At 65.6% G+C, this 23,822-nt stretch carries 15 protein-coding genes; 8 read left to right on the forward strand and 7 right to left on the reverse strand.

Going from position 1 to position 23,822, the window contains the following annotated elements:
* Nucleotides 1–18: 18 nt before the first annotated feature.
* The 6 genes from ABD875_RS11925 to ABD875_RS11950 all read right to left on the reverse strand — a co-directional run bounded on the left by ABD875_RS11925 (nucleotide 19) and on the right by ABD875_RS11950 (nucleotide 6,317).
* On the reverse strand, nucleotides 19–726 hold the full coding sequence (locus ABD875_RS11925; protein WP_345176680.1) for a hypothetical protein: 708 nt from the start codon (nucleotides 724–726) through the stop codon (nucleotides 19–21).
* The gene (locus tag ABD875_RS11930) at nucleotides 723–1,922 is read right to left on the reverse strand and encodes a hypothetical protein (RefSeq protein ID WP_345176685.1); all 1,200 of its coding nucleotides are present in this window, start codon (nucleotides 1,920–1,922) and stop codon (nucleotides 723–725) included. Before ABD875_RS11930 ends, ABD875_RS11925 begins: the two co-directional genes overlap by 4 nt.
* The gene (locus ABD875_RS11935) at nucleotides 1,922–2,737 is read right to left on the reverse strand and encodes an AAA family ATPase (protein ID WP_345176689.1); all 816 of its coding nucleotides are present in this window, start codon (nucleotides 2,735–2,737) and stop codon (nucleotides 1,922–1,924) included. Before ABD875_RS11935 ends, ABD875_RS11930 begins: the two co-directional genes overlap by 1 nt.
* Before the next feature lie 80 nt (nucleotides 2,738–2,817).
* On the reverse strand, nucleotides 2,818–4,494 hold the full coding sequence (locus ABD875_RS11940) for a hypothetical protein (protein ID WP_345176693.1): 1,677 nt from the start codon (nucleotides 4,492–4,494) through the stop codon (nucleotides 2,818–2,820).
* Nucleotides 4,494–5,447, reverse strand: a complete 954-nt coding sequence (locus ABD875_RS11945; RefSeq protein WP_345176698.1) for a hypothetical protein — start codon at nucleotides 5,445–5,447, stop codon at nucleotides 4,494–4,496. Before ABD875_RS11945 ends, ABD875_RS11940 begins: the two co-directional genes overlap by 1 nt.
* Nucleotides 5,448–5,582: 135 nt before the next feature.
* On the reverse strand, nucleotides 5,583–6,317 hold the full coding sequence (locus tag ABD875_RS11950) for a hypothetical protein (protein WP_345176700.1): 735 nt from the start codon (nucleotides 6,315–6,317) through the stop codon (nucleotides 5,583–5,585).
* A gap of 552 nt (nucleotides 6,318–6,869) precedes the next feature.
* On the opposite strand from ABD875_RS11950, the gene ABD875_RS11955 reads away from it, so the two are divergent.
* The 8 genes from ABD875_RS11955 to ABD875_RS11990 all read left to right on the forward strand — a co-directional run bounded on the left by ABD875_RS11955 (nucleotide 6,870) and on the right by ABD875_RS11990 (nucleotide 23,134).
* Nucleotides 6,870–7,127, forward strand: a complete 258-nt coding sequence (locus tag ABD875_RS11955) for a hypothetical protein (RefSeq protein WP_345176702.1) — start codon at nucleotides 6,870–6,872, stop codon at nucleotides 7,125–7,127.
* Between the two features lie 195 nt (nucleotides 7,128–7,322).
* Entirely contained in the window at nucleotides 7,323–7,955 is a 633-nt protein-coding gene (locus ABD875_RS11960) for a hypothetical protein (protein ID WP_345176707.1), read from the forward strand.
* Nucleotides 7,952–8,644, forward strand: coding sequence for a hypothetical protein (locus ABD875_RS11965; protein WP_345176710.1), 693 nt, complete (start codon nucleotides 7,952–7,954; stop codon nucleotides 8,642–8,644). Before ABD875_RS11960 ends, ABD875_RS11965 begins: the two co-directional genes overlap by 4 nt.
* A gap of 41 nt (nucleotides 8,645–8,685) precedes the next feature.
* Nucleotides 8,686–9,018 (forward strand): hypothetical protein, encoded by a 333-nt coding sequence (locus tag ABD875_RS11970; RefSeq protein WP_345176713.1) that lies wholly within the window; start codon nucleotides 8,686–8,688, stop codon nucleotides 9,016–9,018.
* 1,214 nt (nucleotides 9,019–10,232) lie between these two features.
* Nucleotides 10,233–15,461: a DEAD/DEAH box helicase gene (locus ABD875_RS11975; protein ID WP_345176715.1), complete on the forward strand. Its 5,229-nt coding sequence runs from the start codon at nucleotides 10,233–10,235 to the stop codon at nucleotides 15,459–15,461.
* Nucleotides 15,458–18,337 carry a helicase-related protein gene (locus ABD875_RS11980; RefSeq protein WP_345176717.1) on the forward strand — a complete coding sequence of 960 codons (2,880 nt, stop codon included), beginning with the start codon at nucleotides 15,458–15,460 and terminating at the stop codon, nucleotides 18,335–18,337. Before ABD875_RS11975 ends, ABD875_RS11980 begins: the two co-directional genes overlap by 4 nt.
* Nucleotides 18,334–22,221: an N-6 DNA methylase gene (locus tag ABD875_RS11985; protein ID WP_345176720.1), complete on the forward strand. Its 3,888-nt coding sequence runs from the start codon at nucleotides 18,334–18,336 to the stop codon at nucleotides 22,219–22,221. Before ABD875_RS11980 ends, ABD875_RS11985 begins: the two co-directional genes overlap by 4 nt.
* Nucleotides 22,222–22,270: 49 nt before the next feature.
* Nucleotides 22,271–23,134: a hypothetical protein gene (locus ABD875_RS11990; protein WP_345176725.1), complete on the forward strand. Its 864-nt coding sequence runs from the start codon at nucleotides 22,271–22,273 to the stop codon at nucleotides 23,132–23,134.
* A gap of 76 nt (nucleotides 23,135–23,210) precedes the next feature.
* Here ABD875_RS11990 and ABD875_RS11995 read toward each other — a convergent pair.
* On the reverse strand, nucleotides 23,211–23,822 hold a 612-nt coding region (locus ABD875_RS11995), incomplete at its 5' end, for a hypothetical protein (RefSeq protein WP_345176728.1).

Raw genomic sequence — 23,822 nt, forward strand, 5'->3', positions numbered from 1 at the left:
TGGCGCTGATAGCACCGCCTATAGGAACGCTTCGAGCGCAGCGCCGGTGAAGGCTGGCTGCTTGGCTTGAGTAAGAATTCCGAGGTTGACCATGCCGCCGAGTGTGCGAAGGCGTTGGCGGCCGGAGTTGGTGACGGTGACTGCCTGTCCGGTGAGGATCTGATGGGCTGCCTTGTAGTGGGTCAGTGAGAGGCCGCGTTCGTAGACCTTGCGGCTGGTCAACGCCTTGTGCGCGTCGAGGTGGTCGTTTACGGGCGCGACGAAAAGTTCACCGTGGCTGGTGTTGACTGCGAGTCCGGCGGGTTGGAGGCGGCGATTCGCTTCTGTCGCGGCGGCGTAGGTGCGGTCGAGGGTCCAGTCGAATGCCTTGGCGATGTCGCTGACAAGGGTCGGGGTAGCCCGGCCGATGTCGTAGACGCAGGCGAGGAGTTGTTCGGCATCGGCGGTCAGGTCGTCGGCTGCGGGCCCGTCGAGGTCGTCCGGGTCGGGTGGCGGGGCAGGGCGGGCGAACATGGCGTGCAGGGGAATGCCGAGCAGGTTCGCCATGTTCGCGAGGGTCGCGATGCGCAGTTCGCCGGGCTCCACGTTGCCGCGCAGGAATGCCTCGACGATGCCGTTCGACATGTCGAGTCGGGTAGCGAACTCGTTGACGTGGTAGCCGCGCTGGTTGAAGACGTGGGCGACGTACTGGTGGTCGAACACGGGCTGCTGGTCGGGCATGGTCATGTGAGGTCTCGCAGTTTTAGGCCGAAGCGCCACAGGGGGCGCTGGGTGTGGGATAGGGAGCCGCCACGGAGGAACCGAGCGTCGATTGGGATGCCGAGGTGTCGCCGAGCGTCGATGAGGTCGTCGAGGTGGCGGCGTTCTCCCTTCTGGTTCAGGAAGGCGTCGCTGTCGGCAGCGCCCTCGCTCCGTCGCAATGACAGGTGCGCCTTGAGCAGCGGGCGGGCCAAATCCGGGATGGGTCGTCCGCGGAGGCGCCCGTCGCGCAGGAACCCTTCAACTTGGCCGACGGTGACGGTGTTGAGGTCGTCGGGCGGCACGTCGAGCAGGTAGAGGGCGACTCCGGCGACGCGCTGGGTTCGGACGTAGCCGTGGAGCGCACGCCAGTGGGCGTCGGTCGGGTTGGGGGAGCGGACCGAGCACAGGGTCCCGATGGCCTTGTCCTGATGAGCGTCGAGATGCCAGCCCCGCGTCAGCAGCGCGACCTGTGCAGCGCGGAGCGCGACCATGATGGGTGCGGTGGTGGTCGCGTTCCACGTCGTCTCGGCGAGCATCGCGACGACGGTGTCGAGGTCTGGCTCGACTGTGAGCGCTGCTTGGTAGGCGCTGCGGTAGTCATCGTCGATAGCGGCGAACCGGTCGGCCGTGTTCAAAGTCCTGGCGTAGTGACGGAATAGCAGGAAGTCGACCGTGGGCAGGTGTTCCATCTCGTAGGCCGGGTCCGGTAGCGGATCCGGGTCGGGGACGAGCGGGAGCCGAGCCAGCAGGTCGTCCCACGGCAGCCGGGTCGTGTCGATTCCGGCGGCATGTACGGCGCCACGGGTCCGCTCGTAGCCGCCGGGCTCGCACACAAACGTCACCTCGGGGACGGTTGCGGCGTACTGGAAGACCGCTTCCATGGTCGCGGGAAACAGGACCTCGCCGTTGAACACGACCAAGTGTCTTGCGTCGTAGGCAGCGAACCAGTGCCGGATCTGGGCACGGAACTCGCTGGTCTGCCCGGTGTAGGACCCGACGGTTCCGAGGTTCTTGCCCAGGCAGTGGAAGAACGGGATGGAGACGGTCTTGCGGGTGCGTTTGCCGCGTACCTTCTCGGCGGCTCCGATCAGCAACGCGAACGTTCCCTGGTCAGGTGAGAACCTTCCCCGCAGCAGCGCAGGTGGATTCGGGGCGGGCGGTTCGCTGATGTAGACGTCCATCATCGGGCTCCGAGCAGGTTCTGCAGACGACGGATGTCTTCGCCCTTGATGGGCTTGGGCTTGCCCTTGCCGGTCGTGGTGGGCAGGTAGTCGATGTGCTTGGCGAACTGGTACCAGGCACGGATGTTGCCGTCGGTGATGTTCTCGTTGATGCGCTCCAGCACCGACTCGGAGGTCACGGCCAGTCGTGGGTGAAGTTCATGGGCGAGGGTGACGAGGTCGTCGGGGTGCTGGATGTGGTCGAAGAGGACCCACCGTGCGATGCGGGTGCGGACCTCGTCCGCGCGGGCGAGGGTCTCGCGGACGTTGCAGCCGACGAAGATCATGGGGAACCGCTCGTCGTAGATACAGGTGCGATCCCACAGGTGCCGGTATTGCTGCATGCCGAGCAGTCCGACGTGGTGGACCTCGTCGATGACGACACCGAGGTCGCCTTCGGAGAGCCGACGGGCCAACGCATCAGTGGCTTCGCGCTCGCTGAGTGGACCGCACCAACCGAACACCGATTCGTACAGGGCGAGCATCGCGCCCTTGGTGCTCGCTCGCTGGGGCGGGATGCAGTATTTCCAGGTCACGCCGCCGACCTTCTGGGTGGCGAGGGTGACGGCAGTGGTTTTCCCGGTGCCGGGCGCGCCGTTGAAGCAGGCGATGTCGCGGAAGTCGACGGTCATCCGGGCCACGGTTTCTGACTGAGTCACGGCGAGCAGGTTGGCGACCGTGGTGGGCAGCGTCGGAAACATCCCGGCCGTAGGCGGGACCGGAATCTGCTGCTTGAGCGGGTTCTTGGACGGGGGCTGCGGGGCGGTTGTGCTCATGGCGGTATGCCTTTCAGGGTGGGTTGGTTGCCGGTTCCGGCGGGTGCCGGAACCGGACGTTCGGGTGATGTAGACGGCGGCTACGCGCTCGCGTTGCGGGTCCAGGTGGAGGCGTCGACGGCGTCTTGCCTGCGCTGGGCTTCGGCTCGCTGTCGAGCAGTGGGAGCGGCGGCAGGCTTCCCTGCCTTCTCCTTGGTCTTCTTGGCGGACTTGGTCTTCGCAGTCCGCGACGACCTGCCCGCCTGGGGGTCGCCAGGTCCGCCGGGGACAGCAGCAGCCGAATCCTCGTCGTATTGGCTGTAGTCCAAGCCTTCGGCGACGAGTTCATCGAGGACTCGTTGCCGTCGGGCAGCCACGGCTTCCGCGTCAGCCTTGGCGATGGCTTCGAGGTCCAGGACCATGGTCTTGATGTGCCTGCGGCGGGCCTGGGCGGTCTCACCGGCCTGCGCGACGGTCTGAATCTTGTCCCACACGGCGTCGCCGAGGTACTCGTTTCGGGAGTTGTAAACCGACACGTACTCGATGCGGCCCGGCAGGTACCGGAACGTCACGTCGCGGCCCTCAGCAGCGTCGATGAGCCTGCGACGACGTTCGATGACCTCATCGTGCTCGTCGGTGTCCATCACTGACTGCGGGTGCAGGTTGTAGTGGCGCTTGTCCCACTTCACGCGACGCCGAAGCAACTTGCGCTCATCCTGCTGACGCATCGCCGCTCGAATCACGATCCCGTCGACGGGCTGGACGAGGTCCGGACTGGCAGCAACCTCGCGCTCCCAGCACGCCACCGGCGTCATGCCGTGCGCACTGTGCTCACGTTCTGTGTTGTAGCGCCGAACTGCGTGTGCGACCTCGACCACGAGTTCCTCGAACGTGAGCAGTGCGTCCGCTGGAGGCGGCACGGCCGCCTTGCGCGGGTCTCCCTGTTTGAACGAGGTCCAGTCGAAGCCAGGCAACTTCCGGAACTCCTGCTTGTAGCGGTGCCAGCGCTCAATCTTGCCGTTCTGTTGAGGCGTGTACGGCTCGCTGTAGCGGCGCTCGATTTTCTCGGTGACCAGACCCATCGAGGTCGCGCGGGCGACGAAGATGCTGCCCCGGTCGGTGCGCAGCGCCCTCGGCTTCCCGCCGATGAACACACCGTTCTCGGTGTGGTGTCCCGCCATCGCGGTGGCGAGGTTCTCGACGGCGTCCTCGGTGTTGAACGTAAAGGGCGAGAGGTTCAACGAGAGGATGTAGCGGCTGCAGCCGTCGATGATGCCCTGCATCTGGGCCTTGCCGACCTCACCGGAGGGCAAGAGGCACCACACCGGCAGTTGGGTGTCGTCCATGGACCATTCCTCGTTGAGCGCCAGGTCTGGCATGGCGCTGGTCGGCAACTGCGCCTGAGCGGACTGGTAGCCCTCACGGGCGAAGGTGAGAAGCGCGGTCGGGTACTCGCGAGCGAACGCACGCTGCATCGTCCGCGCGGTCACTGTTTCCTTGCCGTCGGCGACCAGTGCCTCGCGCAGTTCAGCGATGGAACCGCCGTGCCGAATCAGCAACTTGCTGTACTCCGGGTTCGGCTCCCATCGCTTGCGGTGCCGGGTGGGCGCGCAGCCGCGTTGCAGCCACCGCCACATGGTCCGCTCCGAGCAGCCGAGCACCTTGACTGCGTCGCGGACGTCGGCGGCACGAACCTCGCCGTGCTCCTCCTTGGTGCGAAGCAGCGTCGCGAGGACGGCGTCCTTCAACTCCGGTGTCGCCACAAACTCGCTCGCCATCAGCAGCCACTCCCGACCGGGGCCGTGCACTGTAGCGGGGCCGAGTGGATGGGGGAGAGGGCGACGATCGGCTCGCCTTCTCGGACCAGATGCACGGTGCCGGACGTCGTCAGCGGCACCAGTCGCGTCCCGAGGAACGATTCACCGAACCGCGCTGCCCCGGCGGCCGAGTACCTGCGTGACTGGTCGAGCCACGCGGGCGAGACCTGCCGTCCACTGACGCGGCTGGTCTTCACCTCGTCGAAGAACACCTCGCAGGTATCGCCGTTCCACCAGGCGAGGTCGACCCGACCGTTGCCGGTGTCGTACTCGACTCCCAGCAGTCGCCACGGTGCTGCGGGCGGAAACTCGGTGAGGTAGCGCAGCGCGAGGCTTGCTGCCTCGGTGGCAAGTACCCGTCGTGCGTTCGGGTTGGCGTCGATGACTGCGTACGCGACTGCGTACATGCGGTCGAGGAGGTCGACGGGCACACCGGTCCCGTCGAGGGACAAGGAGATGAACTGGACGTGAGACCCGACCAGCAAGTGGGTCAGGGACCCAAGGTCGCTAGCGCGGCGACCGGTGAAGACAGCGTTGGTTGACAGCAGCGTTGGCATGAGAACTCCCAGGGAGCCACGCCCGGCGCTGCGCTCGGTGTTAGGGCTGGCGACAGCAGCCGGGCTGGTGATGCCCGTCGAAGGGCGGGCAGGGGACCGGAAGCGGTTGGAATCTGTCTCGCCGTGCCATGCCGCCCCCTTCGGTGCCGTGCGGTTGTCCTTCTGGAAGGGCAGCACTGTCGCGCCACCAGCATCGAACAGATGTTCGATGTCAGGGACAGTAGCGTCGACGCCCGGGTCGGCGTCAAGGTCCCGAGCGGAAGCGTGCGTCGATGTCTGCAGATTGCGGCTGGGATGGTCCGAGCCGGAGTCCGTACCGGATGTGGGCATGGCGAGCCCACCCGTTGTCGCGGGCATGGTGATTCCTTCGAATGGGGTCTAGAGGTTGAGGGCTGCGGCGCACACGCCCGTGAGGCAAGCCGCCGCGCAGGCGCGGAGAGGGGTTGGGCTACCCCGTAGGTCTGTGTCTGGTCGACTTGCCGGGTCGGCCGCTCATCGCGCGACGCCGTCGGGCAGTGACAGCCAACTGTCGTCGAGGTACTCCCAGGTGCCGTCCCACGTGTAGTAGCGCGACTGGTATCCAGCCAGCGGAGCGATGACGCGAACCCCCGCCAGTTGCTCGCCGAGCGCTGGCGCTGCGGCGTGGAGTGCCTCAGCGGCGTGCTCCCAGATGCCGTTGTCGCAGTCCCACGGCGTCATGAAGACCAGCAGGTCGCATACGTAGTCGCCGTTGGGCAGCATCCATACCGCCATATCCGGCCCTTGCTCGGTAAGGACGCCGCGCTGGGGAACCCAGTCTGGCTCTTCGAAGGACGGTCCGAAATAACTGAAAACCATTGCCCGCAGAATCGCCCAGAACGGGTCGGATTCCGTCTCGTTGTCGTCTTCTCCGAGTCGGTGAAGCGCCGCGCTCCGGGCAGCGTGGTTCAGGGCGAGAAGCCTGGGGCTGACGGTCGCGATGAAGTCGCGGGCGCAGGCTAGTGCGATGCGTGCGACGCCAAGGGTTTCGTCGGCGGAGATGTCGGCGCGAACCTCGGCATAGAACTGGGAACGTTCTCGGACGGCAACCGCCGCGACGTCGGCGAGTGTGCGGGCCGGAGAGCCAGCGGCATTGCCGCTGTTACCCGCAGTGAGGTCGACGTTCCGCACGCCGGAGGTGATGCGGTTGCGGGCGTCACTGTCCGAGGTCAGGGACTGGGCGGGCTGGGTGTTGGCGACGTTCTGCATCGAGATCTCCTTCGTGATTGTGTTGCTGACGGGGAGAAGAAGATCGCGAATCCGAAGTCGCAATGAGCAAGCCGTGACAAGCCATGACACCGGCGCATACGGCATGACAAGATTCGGACGCCAAAGTCCGCATATTCGCAGGTCAGAGGCATCTCGACCCTTCCGTCCGGGCCAGCGCAGCCATGACACCTGCCGCGTCACATCCGGACGGTTCCAACGTCCAGACAGGAACATGCAGTGGATCTCGCTGATGAGTACGACCTCAACGAGAGTGGGATTCCGCTCGGATTCCGCTACGAGTCCCTGCTCGACATCCCCATCGACGTTCGCCCCGTTGCCACCGCCAGGAACCTGTCCTTGTACCCGAAGGGACCGAACGGTCGGCCAGGCCCAGGGGCGCGTATGGGCCGAGACCAGAAGACCTACTGGTGTCGGTCGTGCGAAACCGCCGTCCAAACCAAGACACGCTCCTGGTGCCGGTCGTGCGACAACGAACGCAACGCTGCCGCTCGCCGTGCGAGCCGCGCACAAGAGGCAGGACGCTCCGCAAAGGTGGAGTTCCCGCTCGACGTTCTCGTCGAACTGGTCCGGCGCTCCGAAGCGGTCATCGACCGCATCGGGCTAGCCACCATCGAGTTCGACCGGGAAACCATGTCCGGTGGAGCAATCGACGAACTCATGATTGAAACCAAGCAACTGGCCGGATACCTCTCCCGCGAGATTCGCCCCGAAGTCATGCGAGCCCGTTTCGGTACCACCACTGTCGAAGAGGCGGCCCAACGACGGGTACCCCGCCAGCCCGCTTCGTAGGAGGTTGCGTCCACCGGGTCGGCGACCACCGGTTCCGTAGCCTCTCGGCCGCTCGGGCGGTGACAGCGGGCACCTGGACGTCTGGACCTGAAGCGACGACTGTCGGACCCGACGTTTAACGTCCCGTCCCGAGCCGAAAGCAAGGGGTCGAGCGGCTCACCCAGGTATCCACCTGAACGAGAGGCCCGACCCCTGATGGCAGCAACACCTTCCCAGCCCATTCCGGACGCCGAGACGGTCGTCAAGGCGCTGCACGCCGTCAGCGACCACGGCTACGAGGGCATCTGGCTCGACGGCCCGGGTTGCGCGTGCCGCAACCAGGAACCGCAAGTGCGCGAGGTTCTCGAACTCTTCTACGGAACCATCGAGGAGCCGGACGGGGTTGGCGCCGTGGTGATGAACCCGTTCATCGACAACGGCAGCGGCTTCGGTCTGTGGGTGCGCTCGGCACATCCTCGGCTGCCGTGGCACGTCCCGGCGGAGGCGTCCCCGCAGCAATGGGAAGACCCGACCACCGGCGACTGGTACACGTTCGAGGATCTACCCCGGCCGTTGCTGGTGCAGAGCCCCGGATGGGTTCCACCCGAGCCGTCGACGATGCCCAGCCCGCCGAGGGACCCGGGTGAGCCGTTCGGGATCGGGGCCGTTGTAGTCGATGCCGCCAACGAGACCTGGGTGCGCATCCACGACTGCCCGCGACCGTGGCAGCGAGTAGACACTGAGGCCGGAAAGTCACCGTCGTCCGAGGCCGAGAAGGGTGAGAGCACCGCCAACTGGATCGACCTCACCCGGCCCGTCATCCGCAGCCACGGCTGGAACAGGCCATGACCGATCACCGGAACCCATCGAAGCGCACCACGGCTATATCGCTGAACGTGATCGAAACGTACGACGATCTCGCCGCCGATGAGCGGGTGCAGTCAGCACTGGCGAGTGTCCGGGTCCGGCGCGTCTACGGCGCGATGCTGCTGCACCGCGAACAGGACCTCTACGTCGCCGAAACTGACCGGCACCGCGGACTCCAAGACCACATCCGCGAGCGGCTCCTCGGCGAGCGGTTCAGTCTTGACGATGCTGAGGAATGGGCCTACCGCAACTGGTACAAAGCGCTCACCCGCATAGACGACTCGCTCGACGACGAGGCCGAAAACTTCCTGTGCGACGAAGCGGTCGCCATCGCGCTGGCCTACCGGGACACCGGCATCCCCAACGACGAAGCCTTCGCTTGGTCGAGCCGCTCCGTCAGCGCCACCGACGCCGTCCGCATCCGCCAGCACGGCTGGAACCCCCACGCCTACAGCACCCTCCTCGCCTACTGCTTCCAGCAAGCACCGCACATGGAGGAAGCAGACAACTGGATCGCCTCGCCCGTCGCCTGGTGGCGAGTCCTCCGCTACCTACGCGCAGGATTTGGGCCGCGAGAGGCCCTCGACCTCGAAGCCCGCCGGACCGCAGGCGAAGACGTCGACCCCGCCATCGACCTCCTCATCAGCCTCACCGCACCCGAGACGCCGTGAGGAAGGAACGACACCGGCCCGGCAGCCCCAGCCCAGAAACCGTGCACGACCGCATGCTCGAAGCAGCCAGCCGCGTCATGGCACTGCTCGCCGAACGAGTCGCCGACGGCGGCCCGAACGACCCCATGACGCGCGCAATGAGCCAACTGGAGGACGCCATCAATGCAGTCCCGGCGCTCAGCCCATCGAAGCAACGGATCATGACCGACAGGCTCCGCCATCTCCATGAGCGCCTCATCGACGACCCCGACCACGCCGCACGCCTGACGGTGACCGCGTGGCGGAAGGTCACCGGGACAGTGTTGCCGGTGCCGAAACCCAGACTCTCCGCGCCCGGCTGCGAAGACGACGACACTCGCCCACGAGGCTCCTGATTGATACCCGCAATCGAGGCCATTTGGCTGTCACGACCGAGCGCAGCCTGGCGGCACGACGGTCGAGACCGCCTGTGCTCACTGGCAAAGTCAGTCAATGTCACCGACGCTTGCCCAAACCAGGGAGACCGCCGCCAACGGTACGCACGCTCGAAGAGAGTGGCCACCCGTCAGGTCCCAATGGCACCTGTTTCCCTGCGCCGGAGGTCTTGCGGGACAGGCCGGTCGGAGCGGTAGCGAGGTAGCGGCGAAGCGAGTCTCGGTGAACGGAGTTGATGGTGATCAACCGCCTTGCGGCAGCGACCCCCTCCTTCGTGTGCGGTCTCGTCAGACCACCTGACTTGAGCCACTTCTCATCGGCGTCCCTCTGCGCCATCGAGAATCCGCCTGAGGAGACCCCTCCGACCTTCGGGCCCTTCCCCTTCTTCCCTTGCTTTCCCACCGTCCTCGGCCCTTCTCCGTGCGATGACCCGACGATTCACCATCCCAGACAGTTACGCTGCTCGCGGCTCAGATAGCAGATTTCCTGTCCGCCTCACGTCGTCCGTCGACGTCCCACATCATCAACTTCGGACGTCTGTTCGGCGCGGTTGGATCTCGCGGACAGGTCAGGACGGAAGGAGTGACGTGGCCTATCAACCCTCGGAAGGGTGGGTCCACGTCGCTTGGAACCCCGCCACGGGCGAGGTACACAGCCAACGACTCCACGCCGACCGTTCCTGTGCCGAACGGGCTGTCGAGGCACGTCGAGCGAAGGCTCAACTGAAGGGCTCGCCAGTCGAGTCGTACCTCTCAGACAAGATGCCGTACGCACAGGCCCGACGACTGCGCCAGTTCAGCGTCTGCAAGTGCACCGGCAGCCGCCACACCGGACACGCCGTCAACGAGAACCGCAACCCCAGAGAGATTCTCCAAGGGCCTCCCGGCTCCGGTCGCCGACGCTGAGCAGCCTTCGCGGTCGCCGGTTGCGGTCCGAATCGGCGACTGGGCAGAACGCAGCGCGCGCGAGCGGCCCCGGTCTAGGAACTGTGGGACCCGTCCGCGCTCGAATCCGCCTCGACGTGTCCCGAATGCGCCCTAGGGTGGGCCGGGAGTAGCAACACGACACGGAGACCCTTCATGGCACGCACGGACAACGACTTCGGCAACCTGAACATGGTGCCGATAACCGTCGACGGTCCAGGAGGTCAGGAGAGTCGAGGGGTGCGCTAGCGGTGGATGTTTTCAAGGTTCGCAACGAGGTCATCGACGACTACCGGGCATTCACGCAGGGCTTCTTGACGATCAAGGACCCCGAAATTCGCGAGAAGGTTGAGTCGGACATCGACTCCGGCCTCCTGTGGCCCGAGCCGTGGCTTGCCCTGAACCCCGCCTTCGAGTCCGGCGGCTCGGTCGACGAACTCGCGGACCAGGGTGTGCTGCATCCGACCACGGCCAAGGTCTTTCGCATCAAGGAGCACGAGCAGGACCCAGGCGCGCGACCCATCACGCTGCACCGGCATCAGCGCGACGCCATCGAGATGGCGGCGGCGGGCGAATCCCTCGTGGTCACTACCGGAACCGGCTCCGGGAAGTCGCTGACCTATGACATCCCCATCGTCGATCGCATTCTTCGAGACGGTTCCGGCAAGGGCGTACGCGCCATCATCGTCTACCCGATGAACGCACTCGCGAACAGCCAGTTGCAGGAACTCCACCGGTTCCTGCGCTGGGGCTTCGGAGGCAAACCACCCGTCACCGTCGAGCGGTACACCGGGCAAGAGAGTCGCGAGAAGCGCGACGAGATTCTCAAGAACCCGCCCGACATCATCCTGACCAACTACATGATGCTGGAACTGATGCTGGTCCGCCCACAGGAGCGGAAACTCATCACCGCATCCAAAGACCTCTCCTACCTCGTCCTCGACGAACTGCACACCTACCGAGGCCGACAGGGCTCCGACGTCGCCATGCTCGTCCGGCGGCTCCGGCAGGCCACCGGCGCCTCCAACATCCAATGCATCGGCACGTCAGCCACCCTCGCGGGTCCAGGAACGCTGTCCGAGCAGCAGGCCGAAGTCGCCGCCGTCGCCTCCCGCGACTTCGGTGTCACCGTCAAGCCGACCTCGGTCATCGGTGAGACCCTGCGGCGAGCCACCGCCGGTGACGTCGACGTCGACGCTTTGAGGGACCGCATCCACACGCCCCCGCCCACCACCTTCGCCGACCTCCACGCGGACCCGCTCGCAGTTTGGGTCGAAGACACCTTCGGCATCACCGTCAAGGAAGAGCGGCTCGTGCGCGCACAGCCGCGAACGCTCGAACACGCCAGCCGAGAACTCGCCGAACTCACCGGCACCGACCCGGCCGACTGCGCCGCCGCTATCCGCGAGACCCTCCTGGCAGGTGCCGGAGACGCAGCCGTTGACCCATCGACCGGCAAGCGGCTCTTCGCGTTCAAACTCCACCAATTCATCAGCCGTGGCGACACGGTGTACCAAACCCTTGCGGTCGGCGATGACCGGTGGCTGACCACTAAGAAGCAGATGTTCAAGCCCGGCGACCCTGGCAGCCTGCTCTACCCGCTCGCGTTCTGTCGTGAGTGCGGGCAGGAGTACCTGCTCGCAGCCCTTGATGACTCCGCCGGGTATCCCCAGTTCGTCCCCCGCGAGGAACGCGACCAGTCCGGCGAGAAGAAGACCGGCTACCTGTACCTGTCCAGCGCCGAACCGTGGCCCGACAAGACCGACACCGACGCGCTCGTCGACCGGGTACCCGAGGACTGGGTCGTCGGCACCGGCGACGAACGGCAGGTGTCGCAGGACCGCCGCGACTTCCTCCCCGAGGTCATGTCCGTCAACTCCAGCGGCACGATCGTCGAAACCGGAGGCGTCCAGGTCGCCTACCTCGACAAGTTCCGGTTCTGTCTCAACTGCTCCACGGTCTACGAGTCTGCGCGCGGCAACGACTTCGCCAAATTGGCCTCCCTTGGCTCTGAAGGCCGTTCCTCGGCCACGACGGTGCTCTCCGCGTCCATCGTCCGCGCCCAGCAACGCGAAGAGTCCATCGCCGACGCCGCCCGCAAGGTGCTTACGTTCACTGACAACCGCCAGGATGCCAGCCTGCAGGCCGGTCACTTCAACGACTTTGTCCTCGTCGGACAAATTCGAGCCGCGCTCTATCGGGCAGTCACCGACCACCTCGAAGCCACCGGAGAGCCGCTGGCGCACGAGGACCTGGCCTCCAGAGTCGTGCAGGCACTTGGGCTTGAACCGGTCGAATACGCCAAGGCTCCCGACTCCAAGTTCAACATCGAACGCGCCACCAAGGCACTCCGTGGCGCGGTCGCCGCGCGCGTCTATGCCGACCTCGCACGAGGCTGGCGCATCACCATGCCCAACCTCGAAGAAACTGGGCTGCTCAAGGTCACCTACGCCTACCTCCCCGACATCGCCGCAAGTGACGACCTCTGGGGAACCAGCACGTGGGCGCACATGCCAGCCACCCTGACCGCTGCCAGTGCCGAAATTCGAGAGCGCCTCCTGGTCACCCTGCTCGACGAGATGCGGCGCAACCTGTGCGTGCGCACCGAGTACCTCACCGAAGAGGGACATGAGCGCATCAAGAGCCAATCCGACTCCCAACTGATCGCACCGTGGGCCATCTCCGACGACCGACCCACCCGGGCCCTCATCACCTACCCCCGCTCCAAAACCAAGGGCGAGCGAACGGGCAGCGGGCACTACCTGTCGGGTCTCTCCGCGTTCGGACGGTGGGTGCGGAAGCGGTCGGGGCTCAAGGGCATCAACGGTGCTGCGCTTGCTGTCGCCGACAGCGAAGACATCATCCGCGCCCTGCTGGAGGTCCTCGCGAAGGAAGGACTTCTGGAGAAGGTCGTCGAACCGAAGGACGGCGTCCCCGGCTTCCAGGTCGACGAGGCCGCCCTGTTGTGGTTGCCGGGCGACGGTGAGCAACGCGCCATCGACCGACTACGGGTCACCACCGAGACCGGAGGCCGGGTCAACCCCTACTTCCGCGACTTCTACCGCACCCTCGCCACCAGCCTCGGCGGACTCTCCGCCGCCGAACACACCGCACAGGTGCCCGCCGACGTCCGCGAGGGACGCGAGAACGCGTTCCGCAGCGGAGACCTACGGGTCCTGTACTGCTCGCCCACGATGGAACTCGGCGTCGACATCTCCACCCTCAACGCCGTCGGCATGCGCAACGTGCCCCCGACCCCGGCGAACTACGCCCAACGGTCCGGCCGCGCCGGCCGCGCCGGATCTCCGGCGCTCGTGGTCACCTACTGCGCGACCGGATCCGGACATGACCAGTTCTACTTCCGCCGCTCCGACCTCATGGTCTCCGGACAAGTCGCTCCGCCTCGGCTCGACCTGTCCAACGAGGACCTCATCCGTGCCCACGTGCATGCCATCTGGCTCGCCGAAACCGGTCAAGACCTACACGGCGCGATGCAAGACATCGTCGACCTCGACGACGACACCCTGCCGCTGTTGCCCTCCATTGCCGCCGCACTTGCCGACGCTGGCGCGAAGAAGCGTGCCGTGGCCGCCGCACAGGCGGTCCTTTCCGGCACCAGCGAGGTCACCTCTGCTGCGTGGTGGAAGCCCGGTTGGCTCGACGACGTTGTGCGCCAATCGCCCACCCAGTTCGACCGGTCCATCAACCGGTGGCGCGGCCTGTACAAGAACGCCCAGAGCGAAGCGCTAAAGCAGACCGAAATTGCGAACAACCTGTCCGTGACGCCCGGCGACCGGAACGCGGCCAAGGCCCGCCGACGCGAGGCCGAGGCGCAGATCGAGTTGCTCCGTGGTGGCGGCGAAGACCGAAACCAGTCCGACTTCTATCCCTACCGGTACCTCGCCTCTGAGGGATTCCTGCCCGGCTACTCGTTCCCGCGCCTGCCGTTGGCGGCGTTCATCCCGGCCGGTCGCAAGACCAAGGCAGGGGAGGGCGACTATGTGCAACGCCCACGATTCCTCGCCATCAGTGAGTTCGGCCCCGGCTCCTTCATCTACCACGAGGGCGCTCGGTACGCCGTCCACCGAGTTCAGATTCCCGTGGGCTCCGACCCTGCCTCGGGCGGACCGCTGCTGGAGTCTGCCAAGCGGTGCACGGCCTGCGGCTACCTGCACAAGCCCTCGGGCGAGGGTGACGGCCTCGAAATCTGCCAGCGCCCCGGTTGCGGCGCAGACCTGGGAGCCGGTCACGTCGGGAACCTGCTGCGCATGCAGACCGTCATCACCCGTCGGCGCGACCGCATCTCGGCCGACGAGGAGGAACGTCACCGGTCCGGGTTCGACATCGAAACGGCTGTCCGGTTCGAACCGCACGGCGAGCGTTCCAGCCACACAGTCGTGCAGGTCAAGGACAACGCCGGTGCGGTCCTGGCCACCATCACCTACGGCGACACCGCCCTCATCCGACGGATGAACACCGGCTACCGCCGACAGAAGGTCAAGAACGGGTTCCCACTGAACTTGCAGAGCGGACAGTGGGGCAAGAACGCCGACACTCCCGAGCAGCAGGCCAAGGACATCGACGCCGGAGGCGAATCCGTCTCCTCCGGCAAGGCCACTGCCCTCGTTATTCCGTACGTGGAGGACCGCTGCAACGCCCTCCTCGTCGAGTTCACCGACCACCTGTCAGACGAGCAGAAGATCGCCCTGCAGTACGCACTCAAGCGCGGAATCGCGATCGCGTTCCAGTTGGAGGACAACGAACTCGCCGTCGAACCGCTCCCCAGCAAGGACGACCGCCGACTGCTGCTGTTCTACGAAAACAGCGAAGGAGGCGCGGGCGCGCTACGCCGTTTCGCGATGGACACCAAGGCGTTCCGCGAGGCCGTCGCCGAAGCGCTCGACGTGTGCCACTTCAACCCCGAAACCGGCGAGGACCTGAACCACGCCAAGCACGCCATCCGCATCGGCTCAGCCGAGCCGGAACGCTGCGAACGGGCGTGCTACGACTGCCTGCTGTCCTACAGCAACCAGCCCGACCACCTCGCCCTCGACCGACACAAGGCCAAGGACGTCCTCATGGAACTGCGCGAAGCCACCCTAGACGTGGGTGCGGGCGGGCAGTCGCGGCAAGAGCAATACCAAACCCTGCTCGGCGAGTCCACCACCAGCGCGGAGACAAAGTTCCTTAACTGGCTATACGGACGCGGCTACCGGCTCCCCACGCACGCCCAATACAGGGTCTCCGACGCGGAGGCCCTGCCGGACTTCGTGTACGCCGATAGAGATGTCCGAACCGCCATCTATGTTGACGGCCCTGTCCACGAGTACACCGACGTGGCAGCACGCGACGCACAGGTGGAGTCACGGCTGCTGTCCAAGGGATGGTTCGTGGTCCGGTTCGACATCAAGAACGACAGCACGTGGGACCAACAGTGCAAGGAACTGGTCGACGTGTTCGGAGAAGGAGACACTCTGTGACATCCACCCCGGTGGCATCCCGGTTCACCGAAGGCACCCTCGTGGCTGCCCGCGACCGGGAATGGGTGGTCGTCGACGCCTCCGATCCGACCTTCCTCCTGGTCCGTCCTCTCGCCGGGGCAGACGAGGACATCTCCGCCCTCATGCCAGCCCTCGAAGAGGTCACGGAGGCCACTTTCCCTCCGCCGACCGTCGACGACCTGGGAGATGGCACCGCCGCCAGGCTCCTCCGCGACGGCCTCCGGATCGGGTTCCGTGCCTCCGGCGGTCCGTTCCGAAGCCTTGCCGGGCTCGCTGTCACTCCGCGTGCCTACCAGTACGTACCATTGCTGATGGCACTTCGGCAGGGCGGCGAAGCCGTCCGGCTCCTCATCGCCGACGGTGTCGGCATCGGCAAGACCGTCGAGGCCGGACTCGTTGCCGCCGAACTCCTCGCACAGGGAGAAGCGAAGGGCCTCGCCGTCCTGTGCAGCCCGGCCCTCGCCCCACAGTGGCGAGAAGAACTCCGCGTCAAGTTCAACATCGACGCCACCCTCGTCCTGCCCTCCACGGTGAACCGGCTCAACAAGGGCCTGCGGATGGGGGAGTCCCTGTTCGACCGGCACCCCTACGTCGTGGTGTCCACTGACCTCATCAAGCAGCGCAACTACCGCGACGACTTCGCCCGCACTTGTCCCGACCTCGTCATCGTCGACGAGGCCCACACATCCGTGACCGCCGGAGGTGCGAACTCCCGCAGTGGCGCAACCCTGCGTCACCATCTCCTACAGCGCCTCGCCGCCGACCCCCAGCGACACATGCTGTTCCTCACCGCCACCCCACACCAGGGTGACGACGACGGTTGGAGGGGCCTGCTGGCGCTCCTCGACCCGGAGTTGGAGCACCTGCCGCCGGACCTGTCCGGAGCCCAGCACGACGAAGCCCGACGCCTCTTGGCCCGCTACTTCGTGCAACGGCAGCGCGGCGACATCGCCGACTTCATCGAAGACACCGTCTTCCCTGACCGCGCCACCACCGAAGAGACCTACAAACTCCACCCCGAGTACCGGGCACTCCTCGACCGCGTCCTCGACTACGCCCGCGAGACCGTCACCGACGACGCCATCGCAGGCACCGTCCGGCAACGGGTCCGCTGGTGGTCCATGGTCGCCCTGCTCCGGTCCCTTGCGTCCAGTCCGGCGGCAGCCGCGACCACGTTGCGCAACCGCGCCGCGACCGCAGAAGCCGCCACCGACGAGGAAGCCGACGAAATCGGCCGCAACCTCATCCTCGATGAGGACGACGACGCCTCGACCGATGCCGATGACATCGCCCCCGGAGCCGACGACACCCCACGCGGCGACCAGTCCTCCTCCACCCGTCGCAAACTATTGGAGTTCGCCCGACAGGCCGACGCGCTCGTCGGCCCGGAGAAGGACCTCAAACTTGCCCGGCTCACCGACATGGTGAAGCGGCTCATCAAGGACGGCTACCAGCCGATCGTGTTCTGCCGTTACATCCCCACCGCCGAGTACGTTGGCGAACACCTCCGCAAGGCACTCGGCAAGAGCGTCCGTGTCGAGGCCGTCACCGGCACCATGCCGCCGGAGGCACGCGAAGCCGCCGTCGCTGACCTCGGCACGCACGACGGCAATCGCGTCCTCGTCGCCACCGACTGCCTCTCTGAGGGCGTCAACCTGCAGGACTACTTCACCGCCGTCGTCCACTACGACCTTGCGTGGAATCCCACCCGACACGAACAGCGGGAAGGGCGTATCGACCGCTTCGGGCAGCGCGCCGAGACCGTCCGCGCTATCACCTACTACGGCATCGACAACCCCGTCGACGGTGTCGTCCTCAACGTCCTCATCCGCAAGCACGAAGCCATCCGGAAGTCCACCGGTGTTTCCGTTTCCCTGCCTGCCGACTCCGCACTGGTCATGCAGGCCGTTTTCGAGGGCCTCATCCTGCGACGCGGCGAAGACACGCAGGAAGCCCTCTTCGACCTGCCCGGCTTCGACAGCGAAGAGGCACTCTTCGACACCTGGCAAACCACCGCCGAACGCGAGAAGCGCTCCCGCTCACGGTTCGCCCAGCACGCCCTGTCCCCGGCTGCCGTCGACGAAGAACTCAAGGAAGTCCGCGCCGCCCTCGGCGGACCAGCCGACGTGGAGCACTTCGCCCGCAACGTCCTCATCCGGCTCGGCGCAACCCTCGTACAAACCAGCGAAGGGTTCACCGGCACCCTCGGTTCCCTGCCCCGGGCACTACGCGACATGCTTCCCGTCGCCCCCGGCGACGCAACCATCACGTTCGTCCGCGACCTGCCCGCCCCGGCCGGTGCCCACGTGCTCACCCGCACCAACAACGCCGTCGAAGCACTGGCCTCCTACGCCCTCGACGCAGCACTGGACCCGCTACTCGCACCCGAGTTCCGACCCGCTCGACGCTCCGGCGTCATGCGCACCAGCGCCGTCACCGACACCACCACCCTCCTGGTCACCCGGATGCGGTTCCACGCCACCCTCCCCGGCCGCGACCGCGACGTCCCCATGGTCGTCGAAGAAGCCCACCTCGCCGCCTTCACCGGAACCCCCGACAACCCGACCTGGCTCAGCGACGAAGCAGTAGCCGACCTTCTCAAGGCAACACCCGCTGGGAACATGCCCGAGTCCATGGGCAAGGCATTCATCAAACCCACCATCGACGCCCTCGAACAAGGTCACCTGCTCGCACATCTGGCCGAAGCAGCCGATACCAAGGCCCAGAACCTCGACGACTCACACCGCCGAGTCCGTCAAGCAGCAGGCACCGCCATCCGTGGCCTCCGCGTCACCGCCCAGAAGCCCGTCGACATCCTCGGCGTCTACCAGTTCATCCCAGGAGGAAACGCATGAGTCGCACCGCCACCGGCGCGACCTACCCGACGATCAACACCGTCGGAGCGCTCCTCCCACCCGACCTGCTCACACGACTCGCCAACGGCGAACTCGACCACCTCGCACCCGGCACCTACGGCCTCCCCGAAACCTTCACCCTCCGACAGGCAGCAGCCCGCGCCTGGGAACTACTCCTGCCGACCTACCGGTCGCTCGAAACCCGACTCGACGCACTCCCCGAAGGCGACCCCGCCACCACCATCACCCGCGACCGCTGGACCACCGTCCTGCTCCGCGAACTCGGCTACGACCTCGAACCCATCCCGAACATCACAATCGAAGACGACACCTTTGACGTGGTCCACATCGACGGACACGTCCCGGTCCACATGCTCGGATGGAACGTCGACCTCGACAAGCGAGCCGCCACCAACATCCGAGGCGCATCCCGCACCGCACCCCACTCGCTCATCCAGGAACTCCTCAACCGCTCCGAAGCCCACCTGTGGGCCATCCTCACCAACGGCAAGCGACTGCGGCTGCTCCGCGACAACATCGTCATGGGCAGGCCCGCCTACATCGAGTTCGACCTCGAAGGCATGTTCACCGGCGAACAGTTCGCCGACTTCGCCATCCTCTACGCGCTCGCTCACGCCACCCGACTCCGCTCTGACGAGCCAGCCGACTGCATCCTCGAACAATGGCGCACCACCGCCATCAACGACGGCACCCGAGCACTCGAACACCTCCGCGACGGCGTCGTCGAAGCACTCCGAACTCTTGGTACCGGATTCCTCGAACACCCCGACAACCGTGAACTACGCGACCTCATCGCCGCGAACCACGGAGCCACAGACGACTACTACCGCTGGCTCCTGCGTCTCGTCTACCGCCTCATCTTCCTGTTCGTTGCCGAAGATCGAGACCTCCTCCACGCCGACGGTGTACCGACCAACGTTCGCCTCAGGTATGCCGACCACTTCTCCACCGCCCGACTACGTGCAGACGCCGACAAGCGACGGGCCGGACGGCACGGTGACAAGTGGCAATCGCTCCTGATGGTCTTCAACGCTCTCGGTGTCAATGGCGAGGAGAGCCTGGGCCTGCCCGCGTACGGCTCAATCCTGTTCAACCCCGACAGTCTCGAAGCGCTCAACCGAGCCAAGATCAGCAATCAGAACCTCCTGCGAGCGATCTCCTACCTCTCCCAGTTGCCCGATACCGCCACCGGCACCCTGCGGCCCGTCGACTACAAGAACCTCGGATCCGAGGAACTCGGAAGCGTCTACGAGGCCCTGCTCGAATACGTCCCCAACGTTCAAGACGACCACACCACGTTCACTCTGACGGTCAAGGCAGGAAACGCCCGCAAGACAACGGGTTCGTACTACACGCCGACCGAACTCGTCGAAGTCGTCCTTGACCAATCACTCAACCCGCTCCTGGACGAAGCCGTGGGGGAACCTGACCCGGAAGCCGCAATCCTCGCCATCACCGTCTGTGACCCCGCCTGTGGGTCCGGACACTTCCTCGTAGCCGCTGCTCGCCGCATCGCCCGACGACTCGCAATGGTTCGCAGCGGAGACCCCGAACCCACCGTTGAAAACCTCCGCGACGCCATGCGCGAGGTAGTCGCCCACTGCATCTACGGCGTCGACCTCAATGACCTCGCCGCCGAACTCGCCAAGATCAGCCTCTGGCTCGAAGCACTCACACCCGGGCGACCGCTCGCGTTCCTCGACGCGCACATCAAGGTCGGCAACGGGCTCATCGGCGCGACCCCCGCGCTCCTCGCCGACAACATCCCAGACGTGGCCTTCACCGCCATCAAGGGTGACGACAAGGCTTTCGCATCAACCGTCAAGAAGCACAACAAACGCGAGCGTGAACGCATCGCCCCCGACCAAGGAGAACTCTGGGAGGGGCAAGACCTCCACGAAGTCTTCATCACCAACCGCGACTTCGGACGAGCGCTCGCCGAAGTCGAAGCAACCGGCGCTGCAACCGACATCGAGACCCTCCGCAAGCAAGCAGACGCATGGCGACGCGCTGAGGCCGACCCCGGTCTGCAGCGAGCACGCCTCGTCGCTGACGCCTGGTGCGCCGCATTCGTATGGCCCCTCAACAACAGCGAACCCGGCTACACCGAGCCCATCACCCACCGCACCCTGCTCACGCTTCAGAACAGCCCAGACCTGGTACCGCTACGGCAGCGTCGCGACGCACTCGGGGCCCTCGCGAGGCGCTACCGCTTCTTCCACTGGCACCTAGAGTTCCCGCAGATCTTCGAAGTACCCACCCGCGCAGGCGCAGCCGAGACCCCGCAAGGATGGAACGGCGGCTTCTCCCTCATGCTGGGGAACCCTCCGTGGGACACCCTGAGCCCCGATCGTCGCGAGTTCTTCGGACAGTTCGTCGAAGGTATCCGAGGTCTCCCCAAGGCAGAGCAGGACCAGCAGATCGACGAACTCATGCAGGAGCCCGCGATGGCAACTGCCTGGGAGACCTACGAACGAGACCTGCTCGCGACAGTCCACTTCCTCAAGAACAGCGGCCGATACACGCTCTACGCCCCCGGCAACCTCGGCAAGGGAGACTTCAACGTCTACCGCAACTTCGTCGAACACGCCCTCCGCACGGTCCGGCCTGGCGGCTACGCAGCCCAGGTGGTACCCGGCGGTCTGTACGGAGGAGCGAACGCCTCTGCAATCCGACGCCACATGGTCACCAACATGCACTGGCAAGTGCTTCTCGGCTGCATCAACACCGGCGGCAAGTGGTTCAAGGAAGTCGACATCGACCGCTTCTGCGCCTACGCCACCCGGAACGCGGCCCCCGGCGACGACCTCAAGGTCGCCTTCGGTCTCGACTCTCCGCAATCAGTCCGCCAGGACATTGAAAGCCGTCGCATCGCGGTGCCTACCGCGTCGATCGGGAACAACAACCCGGAAACGTTCGCCGTACCCGACGTCCGCGACCCGGTGCATGCGCAGATCCTCTTCCAGATGGTCTCGCAGACTCCGGCCTTTGGTGCCGAGATCGACGGCGTCGTACTTCGGGAGTACCAGCGCGAGATCGACATGGGGACCGACACCCACCTGTTCGTCGACCACCACTCGACGGGCCTTCCGGTATACGAGGGGCGCATGGTGGACCACTTCGACTATCGCGCCAAGAAGTACCTGAGCGGACACGGCAACAACTCCAAGTGGCTCGAAACACCCTTTGGGGATCCCCAGAAGGGAATTCATCCGCAGTGGCGCGTCCCTCGCCAAGAAGTCCCATCAAAGGTGGGGTCACGGGTAGACCGCTACCGCATCGGGTTCGCCGATGTCGCCAACCCGAGAAACGCGCGCAGCCTCACCGCCACCCTCATCGCCCCAGGCAACATCTGCGGCCACACCGTGCCGACATTCACATTCGAGGAGGGCCAGGAGTGGGCCTACATGCCCTTCCTTGCCGCGGCGAACGCTCTGTGCGTTGACTTCCTTGCGCGCCAACGTCTGACAAGCATCCACATGTCCTACACGGTGCTGGACAGCCTTCCCATCCCGCGCCTCAGTGCCGAGCACCCGCTCGTCCGCCCACTGCTACGCCGGGCGGCCGCGCTCGCGTGTGCTGGCCCAGAAATGCGCGACTACTGGGAAATGCTGTCCGCAGAAGGGTGGGTAACGGACCTTGGTCCGACCGCGATTCCGGGGGAGACCAGCACCGAAAGGCGCACCCAGTTGCGTACGGAACTAGATGTGCTCGTCGCAAGGGACATGTACGCGATCACGAAGGACCAGATGGCTTCAATCCTTGACACCTTCCCGACACTGGAGCGGCGCGACATCCGGGAGTTCGGAACCTTCGTAACTCGCGACCGGATCCTCGACAACTACAACTCCGTGCAACCGTGACGGCGGCGACCTCCTCAACGTCTACGCCTACGTTCGAGAGACACCACAGATGACTGACACGCCGGAGTACCGCTTCCTCGGAGAACGCGTCAGAGACGCCCTCCACGCAGCCGAAGGAACTCTCCTCGAAGAGGACTCCATCGAAGAGTGGTCCGACCTCGTAGAGGACGGCTCTGAATCTGCCGTCCTACTCACCAGCCAGCAGATCGAATCGCTAACCATGCTGCTGCCATACGCCGCACAACCGCACGACAGCCAACACGGCAACTGGCACGCCGATGCGCTCGCCGCCCTGCGGGCACACCAGGACTGCCACACCGTCATCACCGACCTCATCGCCGAACGCGACGACGTACTCGCAGGCATCGTTCAAGCACGCGACTACGTATTCACCGACCTCTACGCCGGTGAGTACGGCGACCTGTATGTCAGCGCCGAGCAGGTCCTTGACCGCCTTCGGCCGAGGCTGCGTGAACGCCAGTCCGTCCGAGACCTCGATGTCGCCCGCAGCGAGTGGTGCAGTGAGTGCCTCGAACGGTGGGTGCATGAAGACTCCTGCGCAGTTCCCCAGGAGAAGCAGGACGTCACTGCCCGGCGAGACGGCCTCATCCGCTCCCACCTCCACTGCGAGGCGATCGGCAAAGCCGTGATCGCCCACACCGCGAGATGCCTGACTGCGGCCGAGACCATCGCTCAATACATCGCGCTAACCACCGAACTCGTTTACGGAGACCGTGTCGTCGACCCCCACGACCTGCTGAGCGTCATGGAGATCGCCGACCTGGACGTGAGACTGGATGGCAGCCCGGAGGCGTTGGCAGTGAGCATCTGCCCGCCGCTCGATGACCCCGACTACTGCCAAGAGGAGCCCTTTCACAGCAGCCCTCACCGTGCCTGCAGGTCCCTGACCTGACCACGGAGACCTCGCGGCATCGCGGCATTGTGGGGTTCGTGTCGCCATCAACTGATGCCGGACGGACGCTGCCCTGTTAGTGGCTCCCGAAGCCGGGGAGGTGGTTTTCCTGTGCCGTTGCCCTCAACGTCTCGACTAGTTCGTTGAAGGACGGGGTGGACCCGCTGGTGGTCTTGGTGCTCGCCATCAGCCCGAGCAGGGTGTCTCGTGTCGTCTGGGATTCTTCGTTGATCTCGGCGAGCAGTTTGTCGACGACGAGTTCCCAGCGGCTGGGCACGACTGATCCGTCGCGTCGGTGGAAGGTCAGTGCGGTCTTTTCGCCGATGTAGGCGAGGACGGCGTCGGCCTGTTCGCGGTCGTCTCGTACATCGGCGGGGGCATAGACGGTGACGGCCCAGAGGCGTTCGTGTTGTTCAACGATGGCGCGGCTGGTGGGCTCGACTCGGCTGAGTGGTGCGATGGCGCGGTCGCGATATACGAGTACGTCGGCGACCTTGAGACGCATCTTGTGGTTGGGAAGCCAGATGACGACCTGCCATCCGTGCGGTACTCCTGCGAAGTCGGCGGCGGCGCGTTCCAACTTCAGTCGCTCTTGAGGGTCCTGTGCGAACTTCTCCCAGGTTTCCTTGGCGATGGCCTGGTCGGCAGGGTCGCCTGCGTGCCCGAGGATCTTGTACAGGTTTCGGTT

Origin of the sequence: Nocardioides caricicola (assembly GCF_039541135.1) — a bacterium.
Taxonomy (GTDB): Bacteria; Actinomycetota; Actinomycetes; order Propionibacteriales; family Nocardioidaceae; genus Nocardioides; species Nocardioides caricicola.

Bases quoted from the DNA above. Each gene is read 5' to 3' on its own strand.
- ABD875_RS11990 (WP_345176725.1), top strand. From the start codon at position 22,271: ATGACTGACACGCCGGAGTACCGCTTCCTCGGAGAACGCGTCAGAGAC.
- ABD875_RS11940 (WP_345176693.1), bottom strand. From the start codon at position 4,494: ATGGCGAGCGAGTTTGTGGCGACACCGGAGTTGAAGGACGCCGTCCTC.
- ABD875_RS11985 (WP_345176720.1), top strand. From the start codon at position 18,334: ATGAGTCGCACCGCCACCGGCGCGACCTACCCGACGATCAACACCGTC.
- ABD875_RS11930 (WP_345176685.1), bottom strand. From the start codon at position 1,922: ATGGACGTCTACATCAGCGAACCGCCCGCCCCGAATCCACCTGCGCTG.
- ABD875_RS11935 (WP_345176689.1), bottom strand. From the start codon at position 2,737: ATGAGCACAACCGCCCCGCAGCCCCCGTCCAAGAACCCGCTCAAGCAG.
- ABD875_RS11950 (WP_345176700.1), bottom strand. From the start codon at position 6,317: ATGCAGAACGTCGCCAACACCCAGCCCGCCCAGTCCCTGACCTCGGAC.
- ABD875_RS11960 (WP_345176707.1), top strand. From the start codon at position 7,323: ATGGCAGCAACACCTTCCCAGCCCATTCCGGACGCCGAGACGGTCGTC.
- ABD875_RS11965 (WP_345176710.1), top strand. From the start codon at position 7,952: ATGACCGATCACCGGAACCCATCGAAGCGCACCACGGCTATATCGCTG.
- ABD875_RS11925 (WP_345176680.1), bottom strand. From the start codon at position 726: ATGACCATGCCCGACCAGCAGCCCGTGTTCGACCACCAGTACGTCGCC.
- ABD875_RS11945 (WP_345176698.1), bottom strand. From the start codon at position 5,447: ATGCCCGCGACAACGGGTGGGCTCGCCATGCCCACATCCGGTACGGAC.